We start from the raw sequence: 20,649 nt of genomic DNA, 5'->3' as shown, positions 1-20,649 counted from the left end.
CTTTCTGGAGAAGCGTCTCGGCAGGAAGTTCTGAAAGGGCGAGCACGATGGACGGAAGCTCGGGGTATACGAACTGATGAGCAGCAACGCCGCGGAAAATGAGTCGGAAACCGTCTTTGGCCGAGCCGGTACCCGGCGCAAAGGTGAGGACTAGCTCTGCGTTGCGCGAGTCAGCCGAGCAAGCAACGATTTCGCTGTCGTGAACGCCCGGAAACATCGTGTGGCCCCTAACTCTAAGTAGATCCCATTTTGGAATGTAATCCGGCGGCCTATCCCCAGCCGTCCGAGCCGTTGGCCTCAGGCAACCATAACCCAATCAACGGTCTAGGCGCAGGCTCGCGGCCTAACTCTGCGGCCTAACCCCGTCGCCTAATCCTGACCCTTTTTCCTGGCGTCTTGGCGGCAGCGGTTGATCTGGTCGCGCAGGGTTTCGGTCGCCTGGCGGGCCGCGGTGGCGAAGTTTTCGCCGTTGCCGGCGTAGAGGATGGCGCGGGAGGAGCTGATCATCAGGCCGGTGCCGTCGGCCGTGCGGCCGTGACGCAGGACGGCTTCGACGTCGCCACCCTGGGCGCCGATGCCGGGGACGAGCAGGGGCATGTCGCCGACGAGGGCGCGGACTTCGGCCAGTTGTTCGGGCCAGGTGGCGCCGGTGACGAGGGCGCAGTTGCCGTTGGTGTTCCAGTCGCGGGCGATGGTGCGGGCGAGGTGCTGGTAGAGCGGGAGGCGCTGGCCGTCGGCGCTTTCGATGGGAAGGTCCTGCAGGTCGGCGGCGCCGGGGTTGGAGGTGTGGCAGAGCAGGATCACGCCCTTGTCGGCACGGTCCAGGAAGGGCTGGATGGAGTCGCGGCCCAGGTAGGGATTCAGGGTGACGGCGTCGGCCTGGTAGCGCTCGAAGGCTTCCGTGGCGTAGTGCCGGGCGGTGGAGCCGATGTCGCCGCGTTTGGCGTCGAGGATCACCGGGATGCCCGGGTGCGCTTCGTGGATGTGGGCGATCAGGCGCTCGAGGGTGTCTTCGGCGCGCAGGGCGGCGAAGTGGGCGATCTGGGGTTTGTAGGCGCAGACGAGTGTTGCGGTGGCGTCGACGATGGCGCGGCAGAAGGTGTAGACCGCGTCGGGTTGGTCGCGCAGATGGTCGGGGAATTTGGCCGGTTCTGGGTCGAGGCCGACGCAGACGAGGGAGTGGTTGCGTTGCCATGCCTGGTGCAGGGACTGCATGAAGTGCATGGGGCTTCCTCGTGGTGTGGATGTATTCGACGCTCGATGTTCGTTCGAGGCTAGGGCGGCCCCTCACCCCGGCCCTCTCCCCGGAGGGGAGAGGGAGCAAGACAAGGGCGGCACCTCACTCCGGCCTCTCTCCTGGAGGGAAGAGGGGAGCAAATCAATGGCCTCCCCCTCTCTCCAACCTCTCCCCCGACGCTGCCGGGGAAGAGGGAGTTGAAGCCGGCGATCAGGCCAGCTTTTTGTACTTCACGCGCTTGGGACCGGCGTCGTCGCCCAGGCGGCGCTTCTTGTCGGCTTCGTACTCGTTGTAGTTGCCGGGGAAAAACTCCACGTGAGAGTCGCCCTCGAAGGCGATGATGTGGGTGGCGATGCGGTCCAGGAACCAGCGGTCATGCGAAATGACGACGGCGCTGCCGGGGAATTCGAGCAGGGCGTCTTCCAGCGCACGCAGGGTTTCCACGTCCAGGTCGTTGGACGGTTCGTCGAGCAGTAGCACGTTGCCGCCCTGCAGCAGGGTCTTGGCCATGTGCAGGCGGCCGCGCTCGCCGCCGGACAGGTTGCCGACGATCTTCTGCTGGTCGGTGCCCTTGAAGTTGAAGCGGCCGATGTAGGCGCGCGACTGAATCTCGAAGTTGCCGATGGTGAGGATGTCCGAGCCGCCGGAGACTTCCTGCCAGACGTTGTTGCCCGAGTCGAGCGCGTCGCGCGACTGGTCGACGTAGGCGAGCTTGACGGTATGGCCCAGCTTGACCTCGCCGGAGTCCGGCTGCTCCTTGCCCATGATCATCTTCATCAGCGTGGACTTGCCCGCGCCGTTGGGGCCCATCACGCCCACGATCGCTCCGGCCGGGATCTTGAACGACAGGTCGTCGATCAGCAGCCGGTCGCCGAAGGCCTTGGAGACGTTCTTGAACTCGATTACTTCGTTGCCCAGGCGCTCGCCCGGCGGAATGAAGATCTCGTTGGTTTCGTTGCGGCGCTGGTACTCGACCGAGTTCAACTCCTCGAACCGGTTCAGGCGCGCCTTGCCCTTGGACTGGCGGCCCTTGGCGGCCGAGCGGATCCACTCCAGCTCCTTTTCGATCGCCTTCTGGCGCGACTTCTCCTGCTGCGCTTCCTGCTTCAGGCGCTGGTCCTTCTGCTCCAGCCACTCGGTGTAGTTGCCCTTCCACGGGATGCCGCGACCACGGTCGAGCTCGAGGATCCACTCGGCGGCGTTGTCCAGGAAGTAGCGGTCATGGGTGACCGCCACCACGGTGCCGGGGTAGTCCTGCAGGAAGTGCTCCAGCCACTCGACCGACTCGGCGTCCAGGTGGTTGGTGGGCTCGTCCAGCAGCAGCATGTCGGGCTTGGACAGCAGCAGGCGGCACAGCGCCACACGGCGCTTCTCGCCGCCGGAGAGCGGACCGACCGGCACGTCCCACGGCGGCAGGCGCAGCGCGTCGGCGGCCACTTCCAGCTGGCGCTCCAGCGCGTGGGCGTCGTTGGCGGCCAGCAGGTTTTCCAGCTGCTCCTGTTCCTTGGCGAGCTTGTCGAAATCGGCGCCTTCCTCGGCGTAGGCGGCGTAGACCTCCTCCAGCCGCTTCTGCGCGTCGAGGATCTCCGAAACGCCTTCCTCGACCACTTCGCGCACGGTCTTTTCCGGATCCAGCTGCGGCTCCTGCGCCAGATAGCCGACCTTGATGCCCGGCTGCGGACGGGCCTCGCCCTGGAAGTCGGTGTCCACGCCGGCCATGATCCTGAGCACCGTGGATTTGCCCGCGCCGTTCAGGCCCAGCAGGCCGATCTTGGCGCCGGGGAAGAAGCTCAGCGAGATGTCCTTGATGATCTGGCGCTTCGGGGGAACGATCTTGCTCACCCCGTTCATGGTGTAGATGTACTGCATGCTTGGACTCCCTTGAGGGCATCCGCGGGCCGCGCGGGCGGTCCGAGGGGAAAAGGCGGGGAAATGACCGCCAATTATCGCCGATCGGGCCGTTCCCCGCCATGCCGCGCACCGCTGGGGCGACCACGCTCCTTCAGGTTTTGCGAGGGAGGTGGCCATGGATGCGATCGGTAACCCGGACGGCGCCTGGCGCGGGCTGGACCGCAGGGTGGGGCGGCTGGCCCGGCGGCGCGGGCGCGGCGCGGTGTTCGCTTACGAATTCCTGTGTTTTGGGCTGAAGCAGGCCTCGGCGTGCCTGTTCGGCGGGCTGATGGTGGCGCTGCTGCTGGCCACGTGGCGCTGGTATCCGGCCGACCTGCCGCTGGCGCGCTACGACTTTCTCGTCCTGGCGGCGCTCGGCATCCAGCTCGGCTTGCTGGCATGCCGGCTGGAAAGCCTGTTGCGGCTGGGCGGGGTGCCGCTGTTCACCGGGTTCATGTATGCCGCGGTGGGCAGCTACATCGCGCGGGCCTGGCGGCTGTTCGAGTTCCGCTTCAGCGGGCATCCGCGGTTCGCGCCCGCTTCGGTGCTGGCGCTGGCGCTGGCGATCTACCTTAACTTCTTCAGTCACCATTTTCTGCCGGATGCGCGGCTGCTGCTGTTCGCCGCGCTGGCCTGGCTGTTCGGGCCGGCGTGGGTGCATTTCCGCATCCGCCGCGTACACCGGCGCATGCCGCTGCTGTCCGGTTTCGTGCTGGTGGCGCTGTTCATCTGGCTGGCCGAGAACGTGGGCACCTTCAGCCGCGCCTGGCTCTACCCGGCGCAGCGCGACGGTTGGTCGATGGTCCCGCTGGGCAAGCTCGGCTCGTGGTTGCTGCTGATGGTGATCAGCTACGTGATGGTCTGGGCGCTGCACCGCCGCGGCCCGGATGGTGGCCGCAAGCCCCCGGCGGGGCTACACTTTCCGGCTAGCACCCCACTCCCACCCGCCGAGGCGACGCATGTTCCCGACCGATTGCACGATCGAAGGTTTCGACCCTGAGCTGGCCAAGGCCATCGCCGACGAAGCCCGCCGCCAGGAAGACCACGTCGAGCTGATCGCCTCGGAGAACTACGCCAGCCCGCGCGTGATGGAGGCGCAGGGCTCGGTGCTGACCAACAAGTACGCCGAAGGCTATCCGGGCAAGCGCTACTACGGTGGCTGCGAGTACGTGGACGTGGCCGAGCGCCTGGCCATCGAGCGCGTCAAGCAGCTGTTCGGCGCCACCTACGCCAACGTGCAGCCGCACTCGGGCTCGCAGGCCAACCAGGCGGTGTACCTGGCGCTGCTGCAGCCGGGCGACACGATCCTGGGCATGTCGCTGGCCCACGGCGGCCATCTCACCCACGGCGCCAAGGTGAACATCTCCGGCAAGCTGTTCAACGCCGTGCAGTACGGTGTGGACGACAAGGGCCTGATCGACTACGACGAAGTCCAGCGCCTGGCCACCGAGCACAAGCCGAAGATGCTGATCGGCGGCTTCTCGGCCTATTCGCAGGTGGTCGACTGGAAGCGCATGCGCCAGATCGCCGATTCGGTCGGCGCGATCTTCTTCGTCGACATGGCGCACGTCGCCGGCCTGGTCGCCGCCGGCGTGTATCCCAGCCCGCTGCCACACGCGCACGTGGTCACCTCCACCACCCACAAGACCCTGCGCGGGCCGCGCGGCGGCATCATCGTGGCCAGCCGCGACGCGATGGGCGAGGCGGGCGAGGAAATCGAGAAGAAGCTGCAGTCGATCGTCTTCCCGGGTATCCAGGGCGGCCCGCTGATGCACGTCATCGCTGCCAAGGCCGTGGCCTTCAAGGAAGCGCTGGAGCCGGACTTCAAGGCCTACCAGGCGCAGGTGGTCAGGAACGCGCAGGCGATGGCGAAGACCATCATCGAGCGCGGCTACAAGATCGTCTCCGGCGGCACCGAGAACCACCTGATGCTGGTCGACATGATCGGCAAGGGCGTCACCGGCAAGAACGCCGAAGCGGCGCTGGGCAAGGCGCACATCACGGTCAACAAGAACGCCGTGCCGAACGATCCGCAGAAGCCCTTTGTCACTTCGGGCCTGCGCGTGGGCACGCCCGCCGTCACCACCCGCGGCTACAAGGAAGCTGACTGCGTGGACCTGGCCAACTGGCTGTGCGACGTGCTCGACGCGCCCGGCGACGAGGCGGTGATCGCCGCGGTGCGCGCGAAGGTCGAGGCGCAGTGCAAGAAGTTTCCGGTCTACGGTTGATCCGTAGCGGATGCATTGCCCCTTCTGCCAACACGAAGACACCCGCGTGATCGACTCGCGGCTGACCGAGGACGGCGCCACCGTGCGCCGTCGTCGCGAGTGCCCGCAGTGCGGCGAGCGCTTCAACACCTACGAGACGGCGGAGCTGAAGCTGCCGGCGATCGTCAAGAGCGGCGAGCGGCGCGAGGTGTTCGACGAGCGCAAGCTCAGGACCAGCTTCGACCGCGCGTTGCAGAAGCGCCCCGTCGCGAGCAGCGACGTCGACACCGCGGTGCGCGAGATCATCAACGACCTGCGCCGCAGCGGCGAACGTGAAGTGCCCTCGCGCCAGGTCGGCGAGCTGGTGATGCGCGAGCTGAAGAAGCTCGACCAGGTGGCCTACGTGCGTTTCGCCTCGGTCTACCGCAAGTTCGAGGACGTGCAGGCCTTCCGCGAGGAGATCGAGAAGCTCGAGCGCGATCTGCCGGGCCTCGATGGCCTGCAATTGCCTCTGCTGGGCGGCAACAAGCGGCCGACCAAATAGCCGCTAACCGGGTAGGGTGGGCTTCAGCCCACCATCGGTGCCGGTGGGCTGAAGCCCACCCTACGACAGTGACGCCATGACGGAAGCGTTCTCCAGCATCGATCATCTGCACATGCCGCATGCGCTCCGGCTTGCCGAGCGCGGCCTGTATACGACGCAGCCGAACCCGCGCGTGGGTTGCGTGATCGCGCACGGCGAGCGGGTAGTGGGCGCCGGTTTCCATGCGCGCGCAGGGCAGCCGCACGCGGAAGTGTTCGCCCTGCGCGAAGCCGGCGAGGCGGCACGCGGTGCCACCGCCTACGTGACGCTGGAGCCCTGCGCGCACTTCGGCCGAACGCCGCCGTGCGCCGACGCGCTGGTCGCCGCCGGCGTGGCGCGGGTGGTGATCGCGGCGGAGGACCCGTTCCCGCAGGTCGCCGGCAACGGCATCGCGAAGCTGCGTGCCGCCGGCATCGTGGTGGAGACCGGCCTGCTGCGCGAGCCGGCGCGCGAACTCAACATCGGCTTCTTCAGCCGCATCGAGAGCGGCCGCCCGTGGGTGCGCGTGAAGCTCGCAATGAGCCTGGACGGACGCACCGCGCTGGCCAACGGCGAGTCGAAATGGATCACCGGTGAAGCGGCCCGCGCCGACGTGCAACGCTGGCGCGCGCGCAGCTCGGCGATCCTCACCGGCAGCGGCACCGTGCTGGCCGACAACCCCCGTCTCACCGTGCGACCCCTGGAAGACGGGGACAGCTCCCTCCTTCCCGGCCCCGCCGGGGAAGAGGGGGAGGCCTTCCCCCCCGCGAAACCGCTGCGCGCCATCCTCGACCGCCAGCTCCGCACTCCCGCCACCAGCCACGTGCTCGACTCGGACGCACCCACGCTGCTGATGCATGCGGCCAACGCCTCCGTGCCCGCGCACCTGAGGGCCGTCGACCGCGTGGCGCTGCCCGAACCATCCGGCCACCTCGACCTGCACGCCGCCCTCGCCGAACTGGCCCGCCGCCAGATCAACGAGTTGCACGTGGAAGCCGGCCCCACGCTCTGCGGTGCGCTGCTGTCCGCCGGCCTGGCGGACGAACTGCTGCTCTACATCGCCCCGGTTCTGCTCGGTGACATGGCCCGCCCGCTGCTCGCCCTGCCGCCGCTGGCCTGCATGGCCGACCGCTGGCGGCTGCGCACGCTGGACCGGCGCATGGTCGGCGAGGACATCCGCCTGCGGCTGCGACCGGAGCTGTAGGAGCGCACCTTGTGCGCGACCGCCATGCAAAGACCTACCGCGCGGTCGCGCGCAAGGTGCGCTCCTACAAGGATCGGGCGCTGCCGAACCGGCCGGTGCTAGACTTCGCCGGCCGGCCTTGGCCGGCAACCAGCGTCTTCAGGGCGGGGTGCAATTCCCCACCGGCGGTAGGTTCCGCAAGGAACGAGCCCGCGAGCGCTTCCACCCTCGGGCGGAAGGTCAGCAGATCCGGTCCGATGCCGGAGCCGACGGTCACAGTCCGGATGAAAGAAGACGGTCGCATGCATGGTCGCCTGGCCGTGCGTGGGCCTCATGCCTTGGGGCGTTCTCGCTTTGCTTTCACGGAGAACGTTTCATGTCCCGATCCATTTGTTTCGCCGCCTCCGGCCGGGAGGCGCGCTGATGTTCACCGGCATCATCCAGACCGTGGGCCGCATCGCGCGGCTCGAATCGCGCGGCGGCGACGTGCGCCTGCACGTCGATACCGCGGAGCTCGACCTGTCCGATGTGCAACTGGGCGACTCCATCGCCGTATCCGGCGTGTGCCTCACCGCGATCACGCTCGGCGAGCACGGTTTCGCCGCGGACGTCTCCAACGAGACGCTCTCGCTCACCACGCTGGGCCAGCTCAAGTCCGGCGACCCGGTCAATCTGGAGAAGGCGCTGCGGCTGGCCGAGCGGCTGGGCGGGCACCTGGTGTCCGGGCATGTCGATGGCGTGGGCAAAGTGGCTTCCATCACCCCCGACGCGCGCTCGCAGCGCTGGACCTTCGAGGTCTCGGCGGAGCTGGCGCGCTACATCGCGGCCAAGGGATCGATCTGCATCGACGGCACCAGCCTGACCGTCAACGAGGTGGCCGGTACGCGCTTCGGGGTCAACCTGATCCCGCACACGGTGGAGCACACGGCCTTCCACGCCAGGCACGCGGGGGATGCGGTGAATATCGAGGTGGACGTGATCGCACGCTACGTCGAGCGCCTGATCGGCAGCGGCCAGGCGCCGCGGCTGGACGAGGCGTTCCTCAAGCAGCACGGCTTCGCCTGATCTTCTGCTCCTCCCACTGCAAGCCAGTGGGACCGGCAACAATCCATCTTCAAGGTATTTCCATGCCCTTCAACACGATTCCCGACATCCTCGAAGACCTCCGCGCCGGCCGCATGGTCGTGATCCTCGACGACGAGGACCGCGAGAACGAGGGCGACATCGTCATGGCCGCGCAGATGGTGCGGCCGGAGGACGTCAACTTCATGGTCCGCGAGGCCCGTGGCCTGCTGTGCCTGACCCTGACCGAGCAGCGCACGCGCCAGTTGGGCCTGAGGCCCATGGTCAGCGACAACACCTCGCCGTACCACACCAACTTCACCGTCTCGATCGAGGCGGCCGAGGGGGTCACCACCGGCATCTCCGCGCACGATCGCGCGCGCACCATCCAGGTGGCGGTCAAGTCCGATGCCAGGCCGCAGGATCTGTCGCAGCCGGGCCACATTTTCCCGCTCACCGCGCAGCCCGGCGGCGTGCTCACCCGTGCCGGGCATACCGAGGCCGGCTGCGACCTGGCCGCGCTGGCGGGGCTGGAGCCGGCCGCTGTGCTGATCGAGATCCTGCACGAGGACGGCTCGATGGCGCGCCGTCCGGAACTGGAACTGTTCGCGCAGAAGCACGGCCTGAAGATCGGCACCATCGCCGACCTGATCCGCTACCGGCTGGAGACCGAAAAGACCATCCAGCGGGTCCATCAGGAGGACGTCGATACCGAGTTCGGCCCATTCCGCCTGGTCGCGTACCGTGATGCCATCCGCCACGGGCTGCATTACGCACTGGTGCGCGGCACCGTCGACGACGGCGCGCCCGTGCTGACCCGCGTGCACGTGCGCAACACATTGTCGGACGTGCTGCACCTGACCCGCGAGGATCTCGGCCTGACCGTCACCAGCGCCCTGCGGCGCATCGCCGACGAAGGCCGCGGCGTGCTGCTGGTGCTCTCCGGCGAGGACACCACCGAAGCGCTGCTGGCGCGGCTCAAGCGCGAGCCGGTGGCGCTTGAACCGGAGGATGCGCAGCAGCAGGAGTGGCGCCAGCTCGGCCTGGGCGCGCAGGTCCTCACCGACCTGGGCGTGCACCGGCTGTGCGTGATGGGGACGCCGCGCAAGCTGGTGGGCCTGGCCGGCTTCGATCTGGAAGTGGTCGAGTACGTGTGAGGGCGCGGCCCTTCGACTTCGGCCCTTCGGGCCTACGCTCAGGGCGAACGGTTCTCGAAACGTCCGTTCTCCACCACCCAGGAGAGCCGTTCGCCCTGAGCGTAGGCCGCAGGCCGAAGTCGAAGGGCCTCTGCCGCCCACATGCCTTAGGATGACCCGCACCCCACCGCCATCGAGCCCATGCCTCACGCCCGCATCCGCCTGATCGCCCCCTCCGGCTACGCGCATGACTCCGCCGTCATGGCGCGCGGCGTGGCACGCCTGCGCGAGGCCGGTTGCACGGTCGAGGGACAGGAGGTGCTGGAGCGCGCCGACCTGCGCTTCGCCGGCAGCGATGTCGAGCGCGCGGGCGACATCAACGCGCTCGCCACACTCGACGAACTGCCGGACATCGCCCTGGTCACCCGCGGCGGCTATGGCGCCGCGCGGCTGCTCGGCCAGCTCGATTACAGCGCGCTGGGCGAGCGCCTGGCCGGCTCCAGCCTCGCGCTGGTCGGGCATAGCGATTTCACGGCGCTGCAGTTGGCGCTGTACGCCAGGAGCGGCGTGCGCAGTTTCGCCGGCCCGCTGCTGGCGGACCTGGGCGGTGAGCCGGCGCCGACGTTCACCTGGGAGCACTTCTGGAGCACGCTGTCCTCCGACAGCAGCCTTGTCACCTGGCCGGTTGCGGCCGACGCCGGGCTGGATGTGCAGGGCACGCTGTGGGGCGGTAACCTGGCGGTGCTGTGCAGCCTGCTGGGCACGCCCTATTTCCCGGTGATCGACAGCGGCATCCTGTTTGTCGAGGACCTGGCCGAACCGCCGTTCCGCATCGAGCGGCTGTTCTACCAATTGCTGCTGTCGGGCGTGCTCGGCCGCCAGCGAGCGCTGGTGCTGGGCGACTTCCATGCCTGCCGCGCGGGCCCGCGCGACAACGGTTACGACCTGGCCGCCGCGTTCGCGCAACTCGCGCGGGTGGCCGGCGTCCCGGTGATCCACGGCCTGCCGCACGGCCATGCCGCGCGCCAGCTGACGCTGCCTTTCGGCGGCCAGGCGCGGCTGCGCGTCGGTGCAGGCGAGGCGCGGCTTGAATACACGGACTACCCATACCTTGGCTCCTCCCCCTGCGCGCAGGGGGAGGTTGGAAGGGGGTAGCTTTTCCCGCAGTCAAAGAGCACCGCTCCCCAACCCTCCCCTGCATGGCAGGGGAGGGCGCACATCTGAGCAGGATCGCGGCCAAACCCGTAAAATACCCGGCCCCGCAAGGGCTTCTCGTCTGCCCAAGGATTCGCAATGAAGACCATCGAAGGCGACTTCGCCACGCCCACGGGCCGCTTCGCCATCGTCGCCGGCCGCTTCAACGGCTTCGTCGTCGAGCCACTGGTGGCCGGCGCGCGCGACGCGCTGGTGCGCCACGGCGTCAAGGACGAGGCGATCGACCTGGTCCGCGTGCCGGGCGCCTGGGAGATCGCGCTGGCCGCGCACAAGCTCGCCAACTCGGGCAGCTACGCGGCGGTGATCGCGCTGGGCGCGGTGATCCGCGGCGCCACGCCGCATTTCGACTATGTCGCCGGCGAATGCGCCAAGGGCCTGGCACAGGCGGCCTACAGCTCCGGCGTGCCGGTGGCCTTCGGCGTGCTCACCACCGACAGCATCGAACAGGCGATCGAGCGGGCCGGCACCAAGGCCGGCAACAAGGGCGCCGACGCGGCGCTGGCCGCGCTGGAAATGGCCAACCTGTACGGGAAACTGTGATGAGCGCTCCGCAGGGCATCGACCTGGCCGCCCGCTCGCGCGCCCGCCGCCGCGCGCTGCAGGCGCTGTACGCCTGGCAGTTGTCCGGCAGCCACATGAAGGCCGTGATCGACCAGTTCCGCCACGAGCAGGACATGGAAGTGGCCGACCTGGAATATTTCGAGGACCTGCTGCGCGGCGTGGAAACCCACGTCGACACGCTCGATGCCGCGCTCAAGCCCTACGTCGACCGCGAGGTCGCGCAGATCGATCCGATCGAGCGCGCGGCGCTGCGGCTGGCCGCCTACGAGCTGAAATTCCGCCCCGACGTGCCCTACCGCGTGGTCATCAACGAGGCGATCGAAGTGACCAAGCGCTTCGGCGCCGACCATGGCCACAGCTACGTCAACGGCGTGCTCGACAAACTCGCCGGCGAGCTGCGCGCGGCGGAGAAGGGCACGCGCTAGTCCGTCGCGTGGATGTAGGGTGGGCTTCAGCCCACCGGCTCTGATGGCGATCGAAGCGGTGGGCCGAAGCCCACCCTACGCCAAGGCTATGGCTCGCACTTGCGGCTGTTGTCGGCAATGGCCGCGATGCGCCAGTGCCCATCCACGCGCACCAGGTTGAACACGTCGGTGCCGCAGTGATGCGGCTTGCCGTCGAGCAGGAACGTGTAGGGCGCCCACACCACCGCCAGGTCCTGGTCGACCAGCACCTGCGGCGTGCCGATGCGCTCCTCGATCGACTGCTTGCCCGGCTTCACGTGGTCGACGAAGTCGCCCAGGGTGAGCTGCACCGGCTTGCCCTCGCGCATCAGCGTGGCGGTGCCCTCCGGCAGCACCTGCGCTCGCATGGCCGCCTGGTCGTAGCGGGACATCGCGTCGAAGAACGCATGCACCGGCTGCAACGCGGCGGCGTTGGCCGGTACGTCGGCGGCCGCCACCGGCGCCGCAAGGGCGGCCAGGGTCAGTGCGAGCAGCGCGGCGGATGCGCGGGGAAAGGAAGCGGTGCGGCGTGGCAGGGCATGGCGCATGGAATTCTCCCGTGGACGGTGCCGATTCTAGCCAGCGCGCGGTGCGAAGCGGCATGCCCTTCGGCAGGGGTTCCCGTTGTTCCGGGCTTGCTTCGCGCGCGCGCGGATGCTCTGCTTGCACGTTGCTTCCGCCCGCCGGCCCACCATGGAATTCCGCCTGATCGACCGCATCCGCGAACGCACCACACTGGCGCGCGAGGATGTGCGGCTGGGCATCGGCGACGACGCCGCGGTGCTGGCGGTGCCGACCGGCCAGGAACTGGCGGTGGCGATCGACACGCTGGTCGAGGGCGTGCACTTCCCGCTGGGAACCTCTCCGCGCGATATCGGCTGGAAGGCACTGGCGGTCAACCTGTCCGACCTGGCCGCGATGGGGGCCGCACCCGCCTGGGCGCTGCTTGCGCTGACGCTGCCGCAAGCCGATCCGGTGCGCGTGGATGGCCTGGTCGACGGTTTCGCGCAACTGGCGCGGGAGCACGACGTGGCGCTGGTCGGTGGCGACACCACGCGCGGCCCCTTTTGCCTCAGCGTCGCCGTGCATGGCTTCGTTCCGGCGGGGCAGGCGCTGATCCGGGGCGGCGCCCGCGCGGGCGATGCGGTGTTCGTCACCGGCACCCTGGGCAGCGCCGCAGGAGGCTTGCGGCTGGCACAGGGCGTGGTGCCGTTCGATCCCGGTGACGAGGCCCATCGCGACCTGCGCGCGCGGCTGGACCGCCCGACGCCGCGCGTGCGCGCCGGCCTGGCGCTGCGCGGCCATGCCAGTGCGTGCATCGATGTTTCCGACGGCCTGCTGGCCGACCTGGGACACATCTGCGCCGCCAGCGGCGTGGGGGCCGAACTCGATCCCGACACGCTGCCGCTCTCGCCCGCCTTGCGCGGCGTGTTCGGCAACGCCGCGGCGCGCGAACTCGCGCTGGCCGGCGGCGACGACTACGAGCTCTGCTTCACCGTACCCGGCGACGCCGTGGGCGCCATGCAGGCGGCGCTGGCGACCGTCGGCGTCCGCGCCACGCGCATCGGGATGATCGTCGAGGGCGCCGGCATCTGTGCGGCCGGCGGTGCGCCGCTGGCCAGCACGGGCGGCGGCTGGGATCATTTCCGGGCATAGCACGCCACCGTCTGCGGAACCTCCATGATCGAGATCGACCGGAAAAAGCTCACCCCCGACCAGCGCCGTCGCCTGCTGGCCTCGCCCGCCGGCTGGCTCGCCTGCGGCCTGGGCTCGGGCCTGGCACCGGTGGCGCAGGGCACCTTCGGCTCGCTGGCGGCGATCCTGCCCTGGCTGGCGCTGCGCCAACTGGCCCTGCCGCTTTACGTGCCGGTGCTGGTGCTGGCCTTCGCGCTGGGCGTGTGGGCCTGCAACATCGCCGGCCGCGCGCTGGGCGTGGACGACCACCGCAGCCTGGTCTGGGACGAATTCGTCGGCCAGTGGCTGGCGCTGCTGCCGCTGCTCGTCCTGCCGGGGCCGTGGTGGATGATCGCGCTCGGCTTTGCGCTGTTCCGCCTGTTCGACGTGTGGAAACCCTGGCCGATCGGCTGGCTGGACGGCCATATGAAGGGCGGCCTGGGCGTGATGATCGACGACGTGGTCGCCGGGATTTACGCGGCGATCGTGTTGGCCGTAGCGTTGGCGCTCATGCACTGAACGATGCGCGCCAGCCGGCGCAAACAGGGGGATCCATGAACTATTTCGCCAGGCTCGCGGGCCTTGCGGTGGGAGCAGCGCTGGCGCTGCCCTGCGCGGCGCAGGCGTCGGGCAAGCCACTGATCGACGATCCGGTGTACACCCGGCCGCAACGACTGGTGGAGGTCGGCCATGGCAGGCGCATGAACATCTATTGCCTTGGCACCGGTTCGCCTACGGTGATCCTCGATGCAGGCATGGGCGATTCCACGATTTCCTGGGCGCTGGTGCAGCCGCGGCTTGCCGCGCGCACGCGGGTGTGTTCGTACGATCGCGCCGGGCTCGGCTTCAGCGACGGCGCCTCCGCGCCCAGCACCGCCGATAACATTGCGGGCGACCTGCACGCGCTGCTCAAGGCCGCGGACGTAGCTCCGCCTTATGTGCTCGTGGGCCACTCGGCCGCCGGCATGTACATCCGCGTTTTCGCCGACCGCTATCCGAAGGAGGTGGTCGGCATGGTTTCGGTCGAGGGCTCGCACGAGGACCAGTCGGTACGTGGCTGGGCGATCGGCGCGCCGGGCCAGCAGGCCAAATGGGATGCGTGGCTGGACGAGTACGAGGCATGTGTGGGCGCCGCGCGGAGCGGACTGGTGCAGGGCACGCCCGAGTACGCCAAGTGCGTCGGCGATCCTGACCCGCGTTTCAGTCCGGCGATCAACGCCGCCCAGGCACGTTACGGGTCCAGCCTCCGCTGGCAGGCCGCCGCCGCGTCCGAGCGGCGCGCGATCTTTCACGCGAGCGCGGAGCAAACGCGGAAGACCCGCCGGCATTTCGGCGACATCCCGATCATCGTGCTGACCCATTCGCCCTATCCGAAAGCCAAGGACGAGACTCAACAGGAGCGCAACGAGCGCACCTTGCTGTGGGAAGCCTTGCATCTGCAGGTCGCAGCCATGTCCACCCGCGGCGTCAACGTGATCGTTCCCGATTCGGGCCACTACATCCAGTACGACCATCCCCAGGTGGTGATCGATGCCATCCAGCAGGCGGTGGCCATCGCGCGGGAGGATGGCGGGCAGCACGTGCCCGCCCGTTGAGGGGCAGCTTCGCCGACCGTTGAAGCTTGGCCGGATAGGCTTGGCAAACCGCATCTTCCCGGAGAAGACCATGCTCTACCGCCGCCTGGGCCGCACCGGCCTGCAACTGTCCGCGATGTCCTTTGGCGCGTGGGTGACCTTCGGCCGGCAGGTGGGACGCTCGCAGGCGCGGGAGTTGCTGGCGCTGGCGTACGACCGCGGCGTCAACTTCTTCGACAACGCCGAGACCTATAACGCTGGCGAGGCGGAGCGGTTGATGGGGGACGTGCTGGCCGACCTGCGCTTTCCGCGCGACAGCTACTGCGTGTCCAGCAAGGTGTTCTTCGGCGCAGTGGAGCACCCGAAACCGACCCAGCGCGGCCTGTCGCGCAAGCACGTGATCGAGGCCTGCCATCAGGCGCTGGAACGGTTGCGGGTCGATCACTTGGACCTGTACTTCTGCCACCGGCCCGATCCCGACACGTCGATCGAGGAGACCGTCGCGGCGATGGATACGCTGGTGCGCCAGGGCAAGGTGCTGTACTGGGGCACCAGCGAATGGCCGGCCGGGGCAATCGTCCAGGCGCACCGCATCGCGCGCGAGAACCACTGCTACGCACCGGTGGCCGAGCAGCCGCAATACAATCTGCTGCATCGCGAGCGGGTGGAGCGCGAGTACGCGCCGCTGTACGAGAGCCTGGGACTGGGCACCACCATCTGGTCGCCGCTGGCCTCCGGGCTGCTGGCCGGCCGCTACAACGAGGGCATCCCGGACGACTCGCGGCTGGCACAGCCGGGCTATGAATGGTTGCGCGAGACGGTGCTGGGTTCGGGTCGCGAGCGGGTGGAGCGGGTGCGCCACCTGGCGCCGATCGCGCGGGAGCTCGGCGCGAGCCAGGCCCAGTTGGCGCTGGCCTGGTGCCTGGCCAACCCGAACGTTTCCACTGTGCTTCTGGGGGCGAGCCGACGCGAGCAACTGGAGCAGAACCTGGCGGCGCTGGAACTGCTGCCGCGGCTGGATGAAGCACTGAAAGCGCGGATCGAACAGGCGGTAGGGTGACGGCAAAACAAGGGCTTGACGTGTAAATGAGAATTATTATTATCTGTGCGTCTGCGATCGGAGCCGAGCCATGTCGAGCAACCTTCCCCAACTTTCCCCGGGTGCCCAGACGCCGGGCCTTGCCCGCGCACGCACCGGGGCCGCGATCAGGCGCATCTCCTCCGGCCAGTTGCTGCCGGACGGGGCGCGCGAGCTGGTGATCCAGCATCACGGCGGCGAGTACCACTTGCGTCTTACGCGCAACGGCAAATTGATCCTGACGAAGTAGGGCAGAGCGCCGCCCTGTCGGTACTTTCCCCGCGTACCGGACGAAGGTTCGTAGCCGGAGATGGCGCAAGAGGCGCGACCTGCTCGATCGTGCCCCCGCCTGCGGAGACGATGCCGACGCTCCGCGGGCAAGCTCCCTCGCCGCCATTCCCGCTCCCTGCCCAAGCCAGCCATCAGCCAGCCGGGCTCCTTTTCCAGGAGATTTCCCGTGTTCGGTCGCTTCCCGCTATTCGGTGGATGCCGGCGCTGCGTGGCGCCGGCACAGGCCTATATCCTGACGATGCCCCCGCGGGCGCTGGCGCGCTGGCTGCCGCAGCTGGGCGGCGTGCTCTACCTGCCGGCGCACGGTCCGGGTGGGGCGGTCCACGCCGCCGGCTTGCTGGTGGAACAGGCGGACCTGGCGCCGCTGCACCGCAGCCAGCGGCTGCACGCGGTGAGCCTGGTGACCCCGGACGGCCCGCGCGAATGGGCCGACGTGATCGACGCGAACAGCCACATATGCGCGCGTATCTACCTGCTGCCCGGCACAGACTACTGCGCCTGGGACGCGATGTTGCGCACTGCCGTCGGCCATCGCGGCGGGGCGGCCGCGAGGCCCGCCTTCAGGGCTTCGGGCGCGCGCTTGGCGCGATTCCGCCAGCGGCGACTCGCCGGCCTGGACGTACTCGACCTGTCGCCCTGCGCCACAAACCGGCTGGATCTGCGCGTGGCCGGCGAGATCGTGCGCGACGAAGCCGTGGTCTTGCCGGTTCCCTGATCGTCCGGCCGGGATCGTCCGGCGCTTGTCCGCCTGTCCGCCCCGGTGTCCGCGGACAGCGGACACGTCCGCCGTGGCTCGGCGCAAAGTCGCCAGCCCCAACGCCTGCGCGCCCCTGACCCGACTTGGCACGACGATTGCTCAACCAGCCACAGTCACTTTGTCAGGACAGCCCGATGATCCGCGACACCTCCGCGCAAGACCGCCTGGTCGAGGTCAAACCCAACCGCAAGCGTCAACTGCTTTTCGCCGGCATCGGCGTGGCGGTGCTGGCCGTGCTGGCCTTTGCGCTGCCCACGGCAATGCGGCTGTTCTCGGCCGACGCCTCGGTCAGCGCCTCGCGGCTGTCCTTCGCCACCGTCGAGCGCGGGTTGTTCGTGCGCGACATCGCGGCTGAGGGGCGGGTGGTGGCGGCGGTCAGCCCGACCCTTTACGCCACCTCCGGCGGCGCGGTCACGCTGAAGGTGCATGCGGGCGACACGGTGAAGAAGGGCCAGGTACTGGCCGTCATCGACAGCCCCGAGCTGACCAACAAGCTGCTGCAGGAAGAATCCAACGCCGACGCGATGGAAGTGGAATACCAGCGCGCGCAGATCGAGGCGCGCAAGCAGCGCTCGGCGCTGCAGAAGGCCTACGACAACGCGCTGATCGACCAGCAGGCGGCCGAGCGCGACCTGGCCCGCAACGAGAAGGCGTTCAAGCTCGGCGCCGTCTCCGGCATGGACGTGGACCGCGCCAAGGACACCCTGCAGAAGGCCAAGCTGACCACCCAGCACGCCAAGTCGGACCTGGGCATGGACAACGCCAGCCTGAACTTCGACATCAAGGCCAAGAAGCTCGCCCACGAGCGCCAGCAACTGCTGGTCAAGGATCTGCAGCGCCAGGTCGACGACCTCAACGTGAAGTCGCCGGTCGATGGCCAGGTCGGCCAGTTGTTCATCGCCGAGCGCGCCACGGTGGCCAAGGACGCGCAGCTGCTGAGCGTGATCGACCTCTCCGCGCTGGAAGTGGAGATGAAGGTGCCGGAGAGCTTCGCGCGCGACCTCGGCATCGGCATGTCCGGTGAGATCACCGGCAACGGCCACACCTGGAAGGGCCTGGTCAGCGCGATCTCGCCCGAAGTGGTCAACGGCGAGGTGGCCGCGCGGCTGCGCTTCGACCACTCCACGCCGAAGCAGCTGCGCCAGAACCAGCGGCTGTCCGTGCGCATCCTGCTCGACAAGCGCGACAACGTGCTGACCGTGCAGCGCGGCTCCTTCGTCGACGAATCCGGCGGCAACTTCGCCTACGTCGTGCACGAGGGCATCGCCCAGAAGAAGCCGATCCGCGTGGGCGCCAGCAGCATCGACAAGGTCGAGATCCTGGAAGGCCTGAAGGAAGGCGACCGGATCGTGATCTCCGGCACCGACAACTTCAAGGACGCGGCCAGGGTCGCCATCAGCGATTGAGGCTTTGCCCTTCTCCCTCCGGGAGAAGGTGCCCCGCCGGGGCGGATGAGGGTACGAGGCTTGCGCGGGCTTCCGGCAAGGACCGGACCCTCTCCCCAACCCCTCTCCCGGCGGGAGAAGGGCTCCAAAGACAAACACCACCACCGAAGGACGTAACCATGCTGAAAATGACCCACCTGTCCAAGGTCTACCGCACCGAAGTGGTGGAGACCTACGCCCTGCGCGATTTCAACATCGACGTCAAAGAGGGCGAGTTCGTCGCCGTCACCGGTCCGTCCGGCTCGGGCAAGACCACCTTCCTGACCATCGCCGGCCTGCTGGAGACCTTCACGGGGGGGCACTACCACCTCGACGGCATCGAAGTGAGCCAGTTGAACGACAACGCGCGCTCGAAGATCCGCAACGAGAAGATCGGCTTCATCTTCCAGGCGTTCAACCTGATTCCCGACCTCAACGTCTACGACAACGTCGAGGTGCCGCTGCGCTACCGCGGCATGAAGGGCGCCGAGCGCAAGCAGCGCATCATGGACGCGCTCGAGCGCGTGGGCCTGGCCTCGCGCGCCAAGCACTACCCGGCCGAACTCTCCGGCGGCCAGCAGCAGCGCGTGGCGATCGCCCGCGCACTGGCCGGCTCGCCGCGCCTGCTGCTGGCCGATGAGCCGACCGGCAACCTGGATACCCAGATGGCCCGCGGCGTGATGGAGCTGCTGGAGGAAATCCACCGCGAGGGCGCCACCATCGTGATGGTTACCCACGATCCGGAGCTGGCCGCCCGCGCCCAGCGCAACGTGCACATCATCGATGGCCAGGTGGTGGACTTGTCCGAGGAGCCGCGCTTCCACGCGCAGAACGCGCGCGTCGCCGACGCCTGACGTTCATGGCTCTCTCCCCGGCCCTGCCGGGGAAGAGAGTTGGGAGCGGGAGGCCTTTTGTTTGCTCTCCAGCCGTGGGGAGCCGCAGCAAGAGCCTCCTCCTCTGTCCAGCCCTCTCCCCCGGCGTGGCCGGGGGAGAGGGAGCAGGTGCGGCAACTCCACCTATCCGGAAAACCCCCGACATGTTCGCCTACTATTTCCAGCTTGGCCTGCGCAGTCTCCGCCGCAACCCGTTGCTGACCGCGCTGATGGTGATGGCGATCGGTTTTGGCGTGGCCGCCTCGATGATCACCTACTCGGTATTCCGCGCCACCGCCAACAACCCCATCCCGCAGAAATCCGACCAGCTCTACGCGGTGCAGATCGCCAACTGGAAGCCGCAGGACCTCGAGGGCGAGCTGCGCCCGGCGCTCACTTACACCGACGCGATGGCGTTCATCCGCGCGCACAAGGCCAGGCGCCAGACCGCGCTGTACCCCATCGCACCGTCGGTCATTCCCGCCGACGCACACCGCCTGCCGATCACGGCCGACAGCTACGCATGGTATGGCGATGCCTTTGCCATGTTCGACATTCCGTTCCTCTATGGCGGCGCCTGGAGCCAGGCGCAGGACGACGCGCACGCATCGGTGGCGGTGATCGGCAGGGAACTCAACGACAAGCTGTTCAACGGCATCGACAGCGTCGGCAAGACGATCAACCTGGACGGGCATGACTACCGCATCACCGGCGTGATCGACGACTGGGATCCGCAGCCGCTGTACTTCGACCCGGTCAACACCGGCGGGTTCGGCGACCCGATCGACCTGTTCATCCCGTTCACCCGCGCGATCGACCTGCAGATGCCCACCGCCGGCAACAACAACTGCAATACCGACCCGGGCAACGGCTGGGACAACTGGCTGCGTTCGGAATGCATCTGGATCGAATACTGGGCCGAGCTTCCCACCACGGCCGACGCCGATGCCTACAAGCGCTATCTGACCGGCTATGCCGCCGAGCAGCAGCGCGCCGGCCGCTTCAAATGGGCGCCGAACGTGGCCCTGCGCGACGTCACCGACTGGCTGGATTTCAACAAGGTCGTGCCCCCCGAATCGAAGATCTCGCTGCTGGTCTCGCTGGGTTTCCTGCTGATCTGCCTGGTCAACACGATCGGCCTGCTGCTGGCCAAATTCATGCGACGTGCGCCGGAGATCGGCGTGCGCCGTGCCCTGGGCGCCTCGCGCCGCGAGGTCTACATGCAGTTCCTGATCGAGGCGGCCACCGTGGGCCTGGCCGGCGGCGTGCTCGGCCTGGTGCTGACCGGGCTGGGCATGCTGAGCGTGGGCTGGGTGTTCGACGAGCAGATCGCACGGCTGGCCACGCTGGACGTCTCGCTGGTAACGCTGACCGTGGTCGTGGCGGTGGCCGCCACCGTGATGGCAGCGTTCTATCCCACCTGGCGGGCGGCGCAGGTCCAGCCTGCGTGGCAGCTGAAATCCAACTGACGAGACGACGACGA

At 68.4% G+C, this 20,649-nt stretch carries 22 protein-coding genes and 1 riboswitch; of the genes, 18 read left to right on the top strand and 4 right to left on the bottom strand.

Translation table 11 applies throughout. The annotated features are described in order from the left end of the window. The 3 genes from OSC30_RS07970 to ettA form a co-directional block, all read right to left on the bottom strand. On the bottom strand, positions 1-217 hold a 217-nt coding region (locus tag OSC30_RS07970; RefSeq protein ID WP_267171312.1), incomplete at its 3' end, for a hypothetical protein. A gap of 152 nt (positions 218-369) precedes the next feature. Then, on the bottom strand, positions 370-1,224 hold the full coding sequence (gene pyrF / locus OSC30_RS07965) for an orotidine-5'-phosphate decarboxylase (RefSeq protein ID WP_267171311.1): 855 nt from the start codon (positions 1,222-1,224) through the stop codon (positions 370-372). A 223-nt stretch (positions 1,225-1,447) separates the two neighbouring features. After that, entirely contained in the window at positions 1,448-3,106 is a 1,659-nt protein-coding gene (ettA, locus tag OSC30_RS07960) for an energy-dependent translational throttle protein EttA (RefSeq protein WP_267171310.1), read from the bottom strand. 157 nt (positions 3,107-3,263) lie between these two features. Between ettA and OSC30_RS07955 the strand changes: the two genes are divergently transcribed. The 9 genes from OSC30_RS07955 (at position 3,264) to nusB (ending at position 11,478) form a co-directional block, all read left to right on the top strand. Next, the gene (locus tag OSC30_RS07955; RefSeq protein ID WP_267171309.1) at positions 3,264-4,127 is read left to right on the top strand and encodes a DUF817 domain-containing protein; all 864 of its coding nucleotides are present in this window, start codon (positions 3,264-3,266) and stop codon (positions 4,125-4,127) included. Next, positions 4,087-5,355: a serine hydroxymethyltransferase gene (gene glyA / locus OSC30_RS07950; RefSeq protein ID WP_267171308.1), complete on the top strand. Its 1,269-nt coding sequence runs from the start codon at positions 4,087-4,089 to the stop codon at positions 5,353-5,355. The genes OSC30_RS07955 and glyA overlap by 41 nt, the downstream gene beginning before the upstream one ends. A gap of 10 nt (positions 5,356-5,365) precedes the next feature. Further along, complete coding sequence (nrdR, locus tag OSC30_RS07945) at positions 5,366-5,878, top strand: transcriptional regulator NrdR (protein ID WP_267171307.1); 513 nt, start codon at positions 5,366-5,368, stop codon at positions 5,876-5,878. A gap of 76 nt (positions 5,879-5,954) precedes the next feature. Then, entirely contained in the window at positions 5,955-7,100 is a 1,146-nt protein-coding gene (ribD, locus tag OSC30_RS07940; RefSeq protein ID WP_267171306.1) for a bifunctional diaminohydroxyphosphoribosylaminopyrimidine deaminase/5-amino-6-(5-phosphoribosylamino)uracil reductase RibD, read from the top strand. Between the two features lie 130 nt (positions 7,101-7,230). Continuing rightward, positions 7,231-7,379, top strand: a riboswitch (FMN riboswitch). A 123-nt stretch (positions 7,380-7,502) separates the two neighbouring features. After that, positions 7,503-8,144 (top strand): riboflavin synthase, encoded by a 642-nt coding sequence (locus tag OSC30_RS07935; RefSeq protein WP_267171305.1) that lies wholly within the window; start codon positions 7,503-7,505, stop codon positions 8,142-8,144. 62 nt (positions 8,145-8,206) lie between these two features. Beyond that, a complete protein-coding gene (gene ribB / locus OSC30_RS07930) occupies positions 8,207-9,298 on the top strand; it encodes a 3,4-dihydroxy-2-butanone-4-phosphate synthase (RefSeq protein WP_267171304.1) in 1,092 nt (363 codons plus the stop codon). A 180-nt stretch (positions 9,299-9,478) separates the two neighbouring features. Then, entirely contained in the window at positions 9,479-10,432 is a 954-nt protein-coding gene (locus OSC30_RS07925) for an LD-carboxypeptidase (protein ID WP_267171303.1), read from the top strand. A 138-nt stretch (positions 10,433-10,570) separates the two neighbouring features. After that, positions 10,571-11,032 (top strand): 6,7-dimethyl-8-ribityllumazine synthase, encoded by a 462-nt coding sequence (gene ribH / locus OSC30_RS07920; RefSeq protein ID WP_267171302.1) that lies wholly within the window; start codon positions 10,571-10,573, stop codon positions 11,030-11,032. Next, entirely contained in the window at positions 11,032-11,478 is a 447-nt protein-coding gene (gene nusB / locus OSC30_RS07915; protein WP_267171301.1) for a transcription antitermination factor NusB, read from the top strand. The genes ribH and nusB overlap by 1 nt, the downstream gene beginning before the upstream one ends. 86 nt (positions 11,479-11,564) lie before the next feature. Here nusB and OSC30_RS07910 read toward each other — a convergent pair whose 3' ends face one another. Beyond that, a complete protein-coding gene (locus OSC30_RS07910) occupies positions 11,565-12,044 on the bottom strand; it encodes a nuclear transport factor 2 family protein (RefSeq protein WP_267171300.1) in 480 nt (159 codons plus the stop codon). Between the two features lie 145 nt (positions 12,045-12,189). Between OSC30_RS07910 and thiL the strand changes: the two genes are divergently transcribed. The 9 genes from thiL (at position 12,190) to OSC30_RS07865 (ending at position 20,635) form a co-directional block, all read left to right on the top strand. After that, positions 12,190-13,152 carry a thiamine-phosphate kinase gene (thiL, locus tag OSC30_RS07905; protein WP_267171323.1) on the top strand — a complete coding sequence of 321 codons (963 nt, stop codon included), beginning with the start codon at positions 12,190-12,192 and terminating at the stop codon, positions 13,150-13,152. A 24-nt stretch (positions 13,153-13,176) separates the two neighbouring features. Then, on the top strand, positions 13,177-13,689 hold the full coding sequence (locus OSC30_RS07900; RefSeq protein WP_267171299.1) for a phosphatidylglycerophosphatase A family protein: 513 nt from the start codon (positions 13,177-13,179) through the stop codon (positions 13,687-13,689). A 35-nt stretch (positions 13,690-13,724) separates the two neighbouring features. Continuing rightward, the gene (locus tag OSC30_RS07895) at positions 13,725-14,765 is read left to right on the top strand and encodes an alpha/beta hydrolase (RefSeq protein WP_267171298.1); all 1,041 of its coding nucleotides are present in this window, start codon (positions 13,725-13,727) and stop codon (positions 14,763-14,765) included. Positions 14,766-14,835: 70 nt separating this feature from the next. Further along, positions 14,836-15,804, top strand: a complete 969-nt coding sequence (locus OSC30_RS07890) for a potassium channel beta subunit family protein (protein ID WP_267171322.1) — start codon at positions 14,836-14,838, stop codon at positions 15,802-15,804. Positions 15,805-15,874: 70 nt separating this feature from the next. Then, positions 15,875-16,072: a hemin uptake protein HemP gene (gene hemP, locus OSC30_RS07885; RefSeq protein ID WP_267171297.1), complete on the top strand. Its 198-nt coding sequence runs from the start codon at positions 15,875-15,877 to the stop codon at positions 16,070-16,072. Between the two features lie 207 nt (positions 16,073-16,279). Further along, complete coding sequence (locus tag OSC30_RS07880; protein ID WP_267171296.1) at positions 16,280-16,828, top strand: hypothetical protein; 549 nt, start codon at positions 16,280-16,282, stop codon at positions 16,826-16,828. A gap of 176 nt (positions 16,829-17,004) precedes the next feature. Continuing rightward, positions 17,005-18,276 carry an efflux RND transporter periplasmic adaptor subunit gene (locus OSC30_RS07875; RefSeq protein ID WP_267171295.1) on the top strand — a complete coding sequence of 424 codons (1,272 nt, stop codon included), beginning with the start codon at positions 17,005-17,007 and terminating at the stop codon, positions 18,274-18,276. A gap of 158 nt (positions 18,277-18,434) precedes the next feature. Next, positions 18,435-19,148, top strand: coding sequence for an ABC transporter ATP-binding protein (locus tag OSC30_RS07870; RefSeq protein ID WP_267171294.1), 714 nt, complete (start codon positions 18,435-18,437; stop codon positions 19,146-19,148). Between the two features lie 182 nt (positions 19,149-19,330). Next, positions 19,331-20,635 (top strand): ABC transporter permease, encoded by a 1,305-nt coding sequence (locus OSC30_RS07865; RefSeq protein ID WP_267171293.1) that lies wholly within the window; start codon positions 19,331-19,333, stop codon positions 20,633-20,635. Positions 20,636-20,649 lie beyond the last annotated feature (14 nt).

The sequence above is a fragment of the Frateuria hangzhouensis genome (assembly GCF_026410505.1).
Classification (GTDB): Bacteria; Pseudomonadota; Gammaproteobacteria; order Xanthomonadales; family Rhodanobacteraceae; genus Frateuria_A; species Frateuria_A hangzhouensis.
The sequence above is the reverse complement of the archived record's forward strand: the minus strand, read 5'-3'. Positions and strand labels throughout refer to the sequence as shown.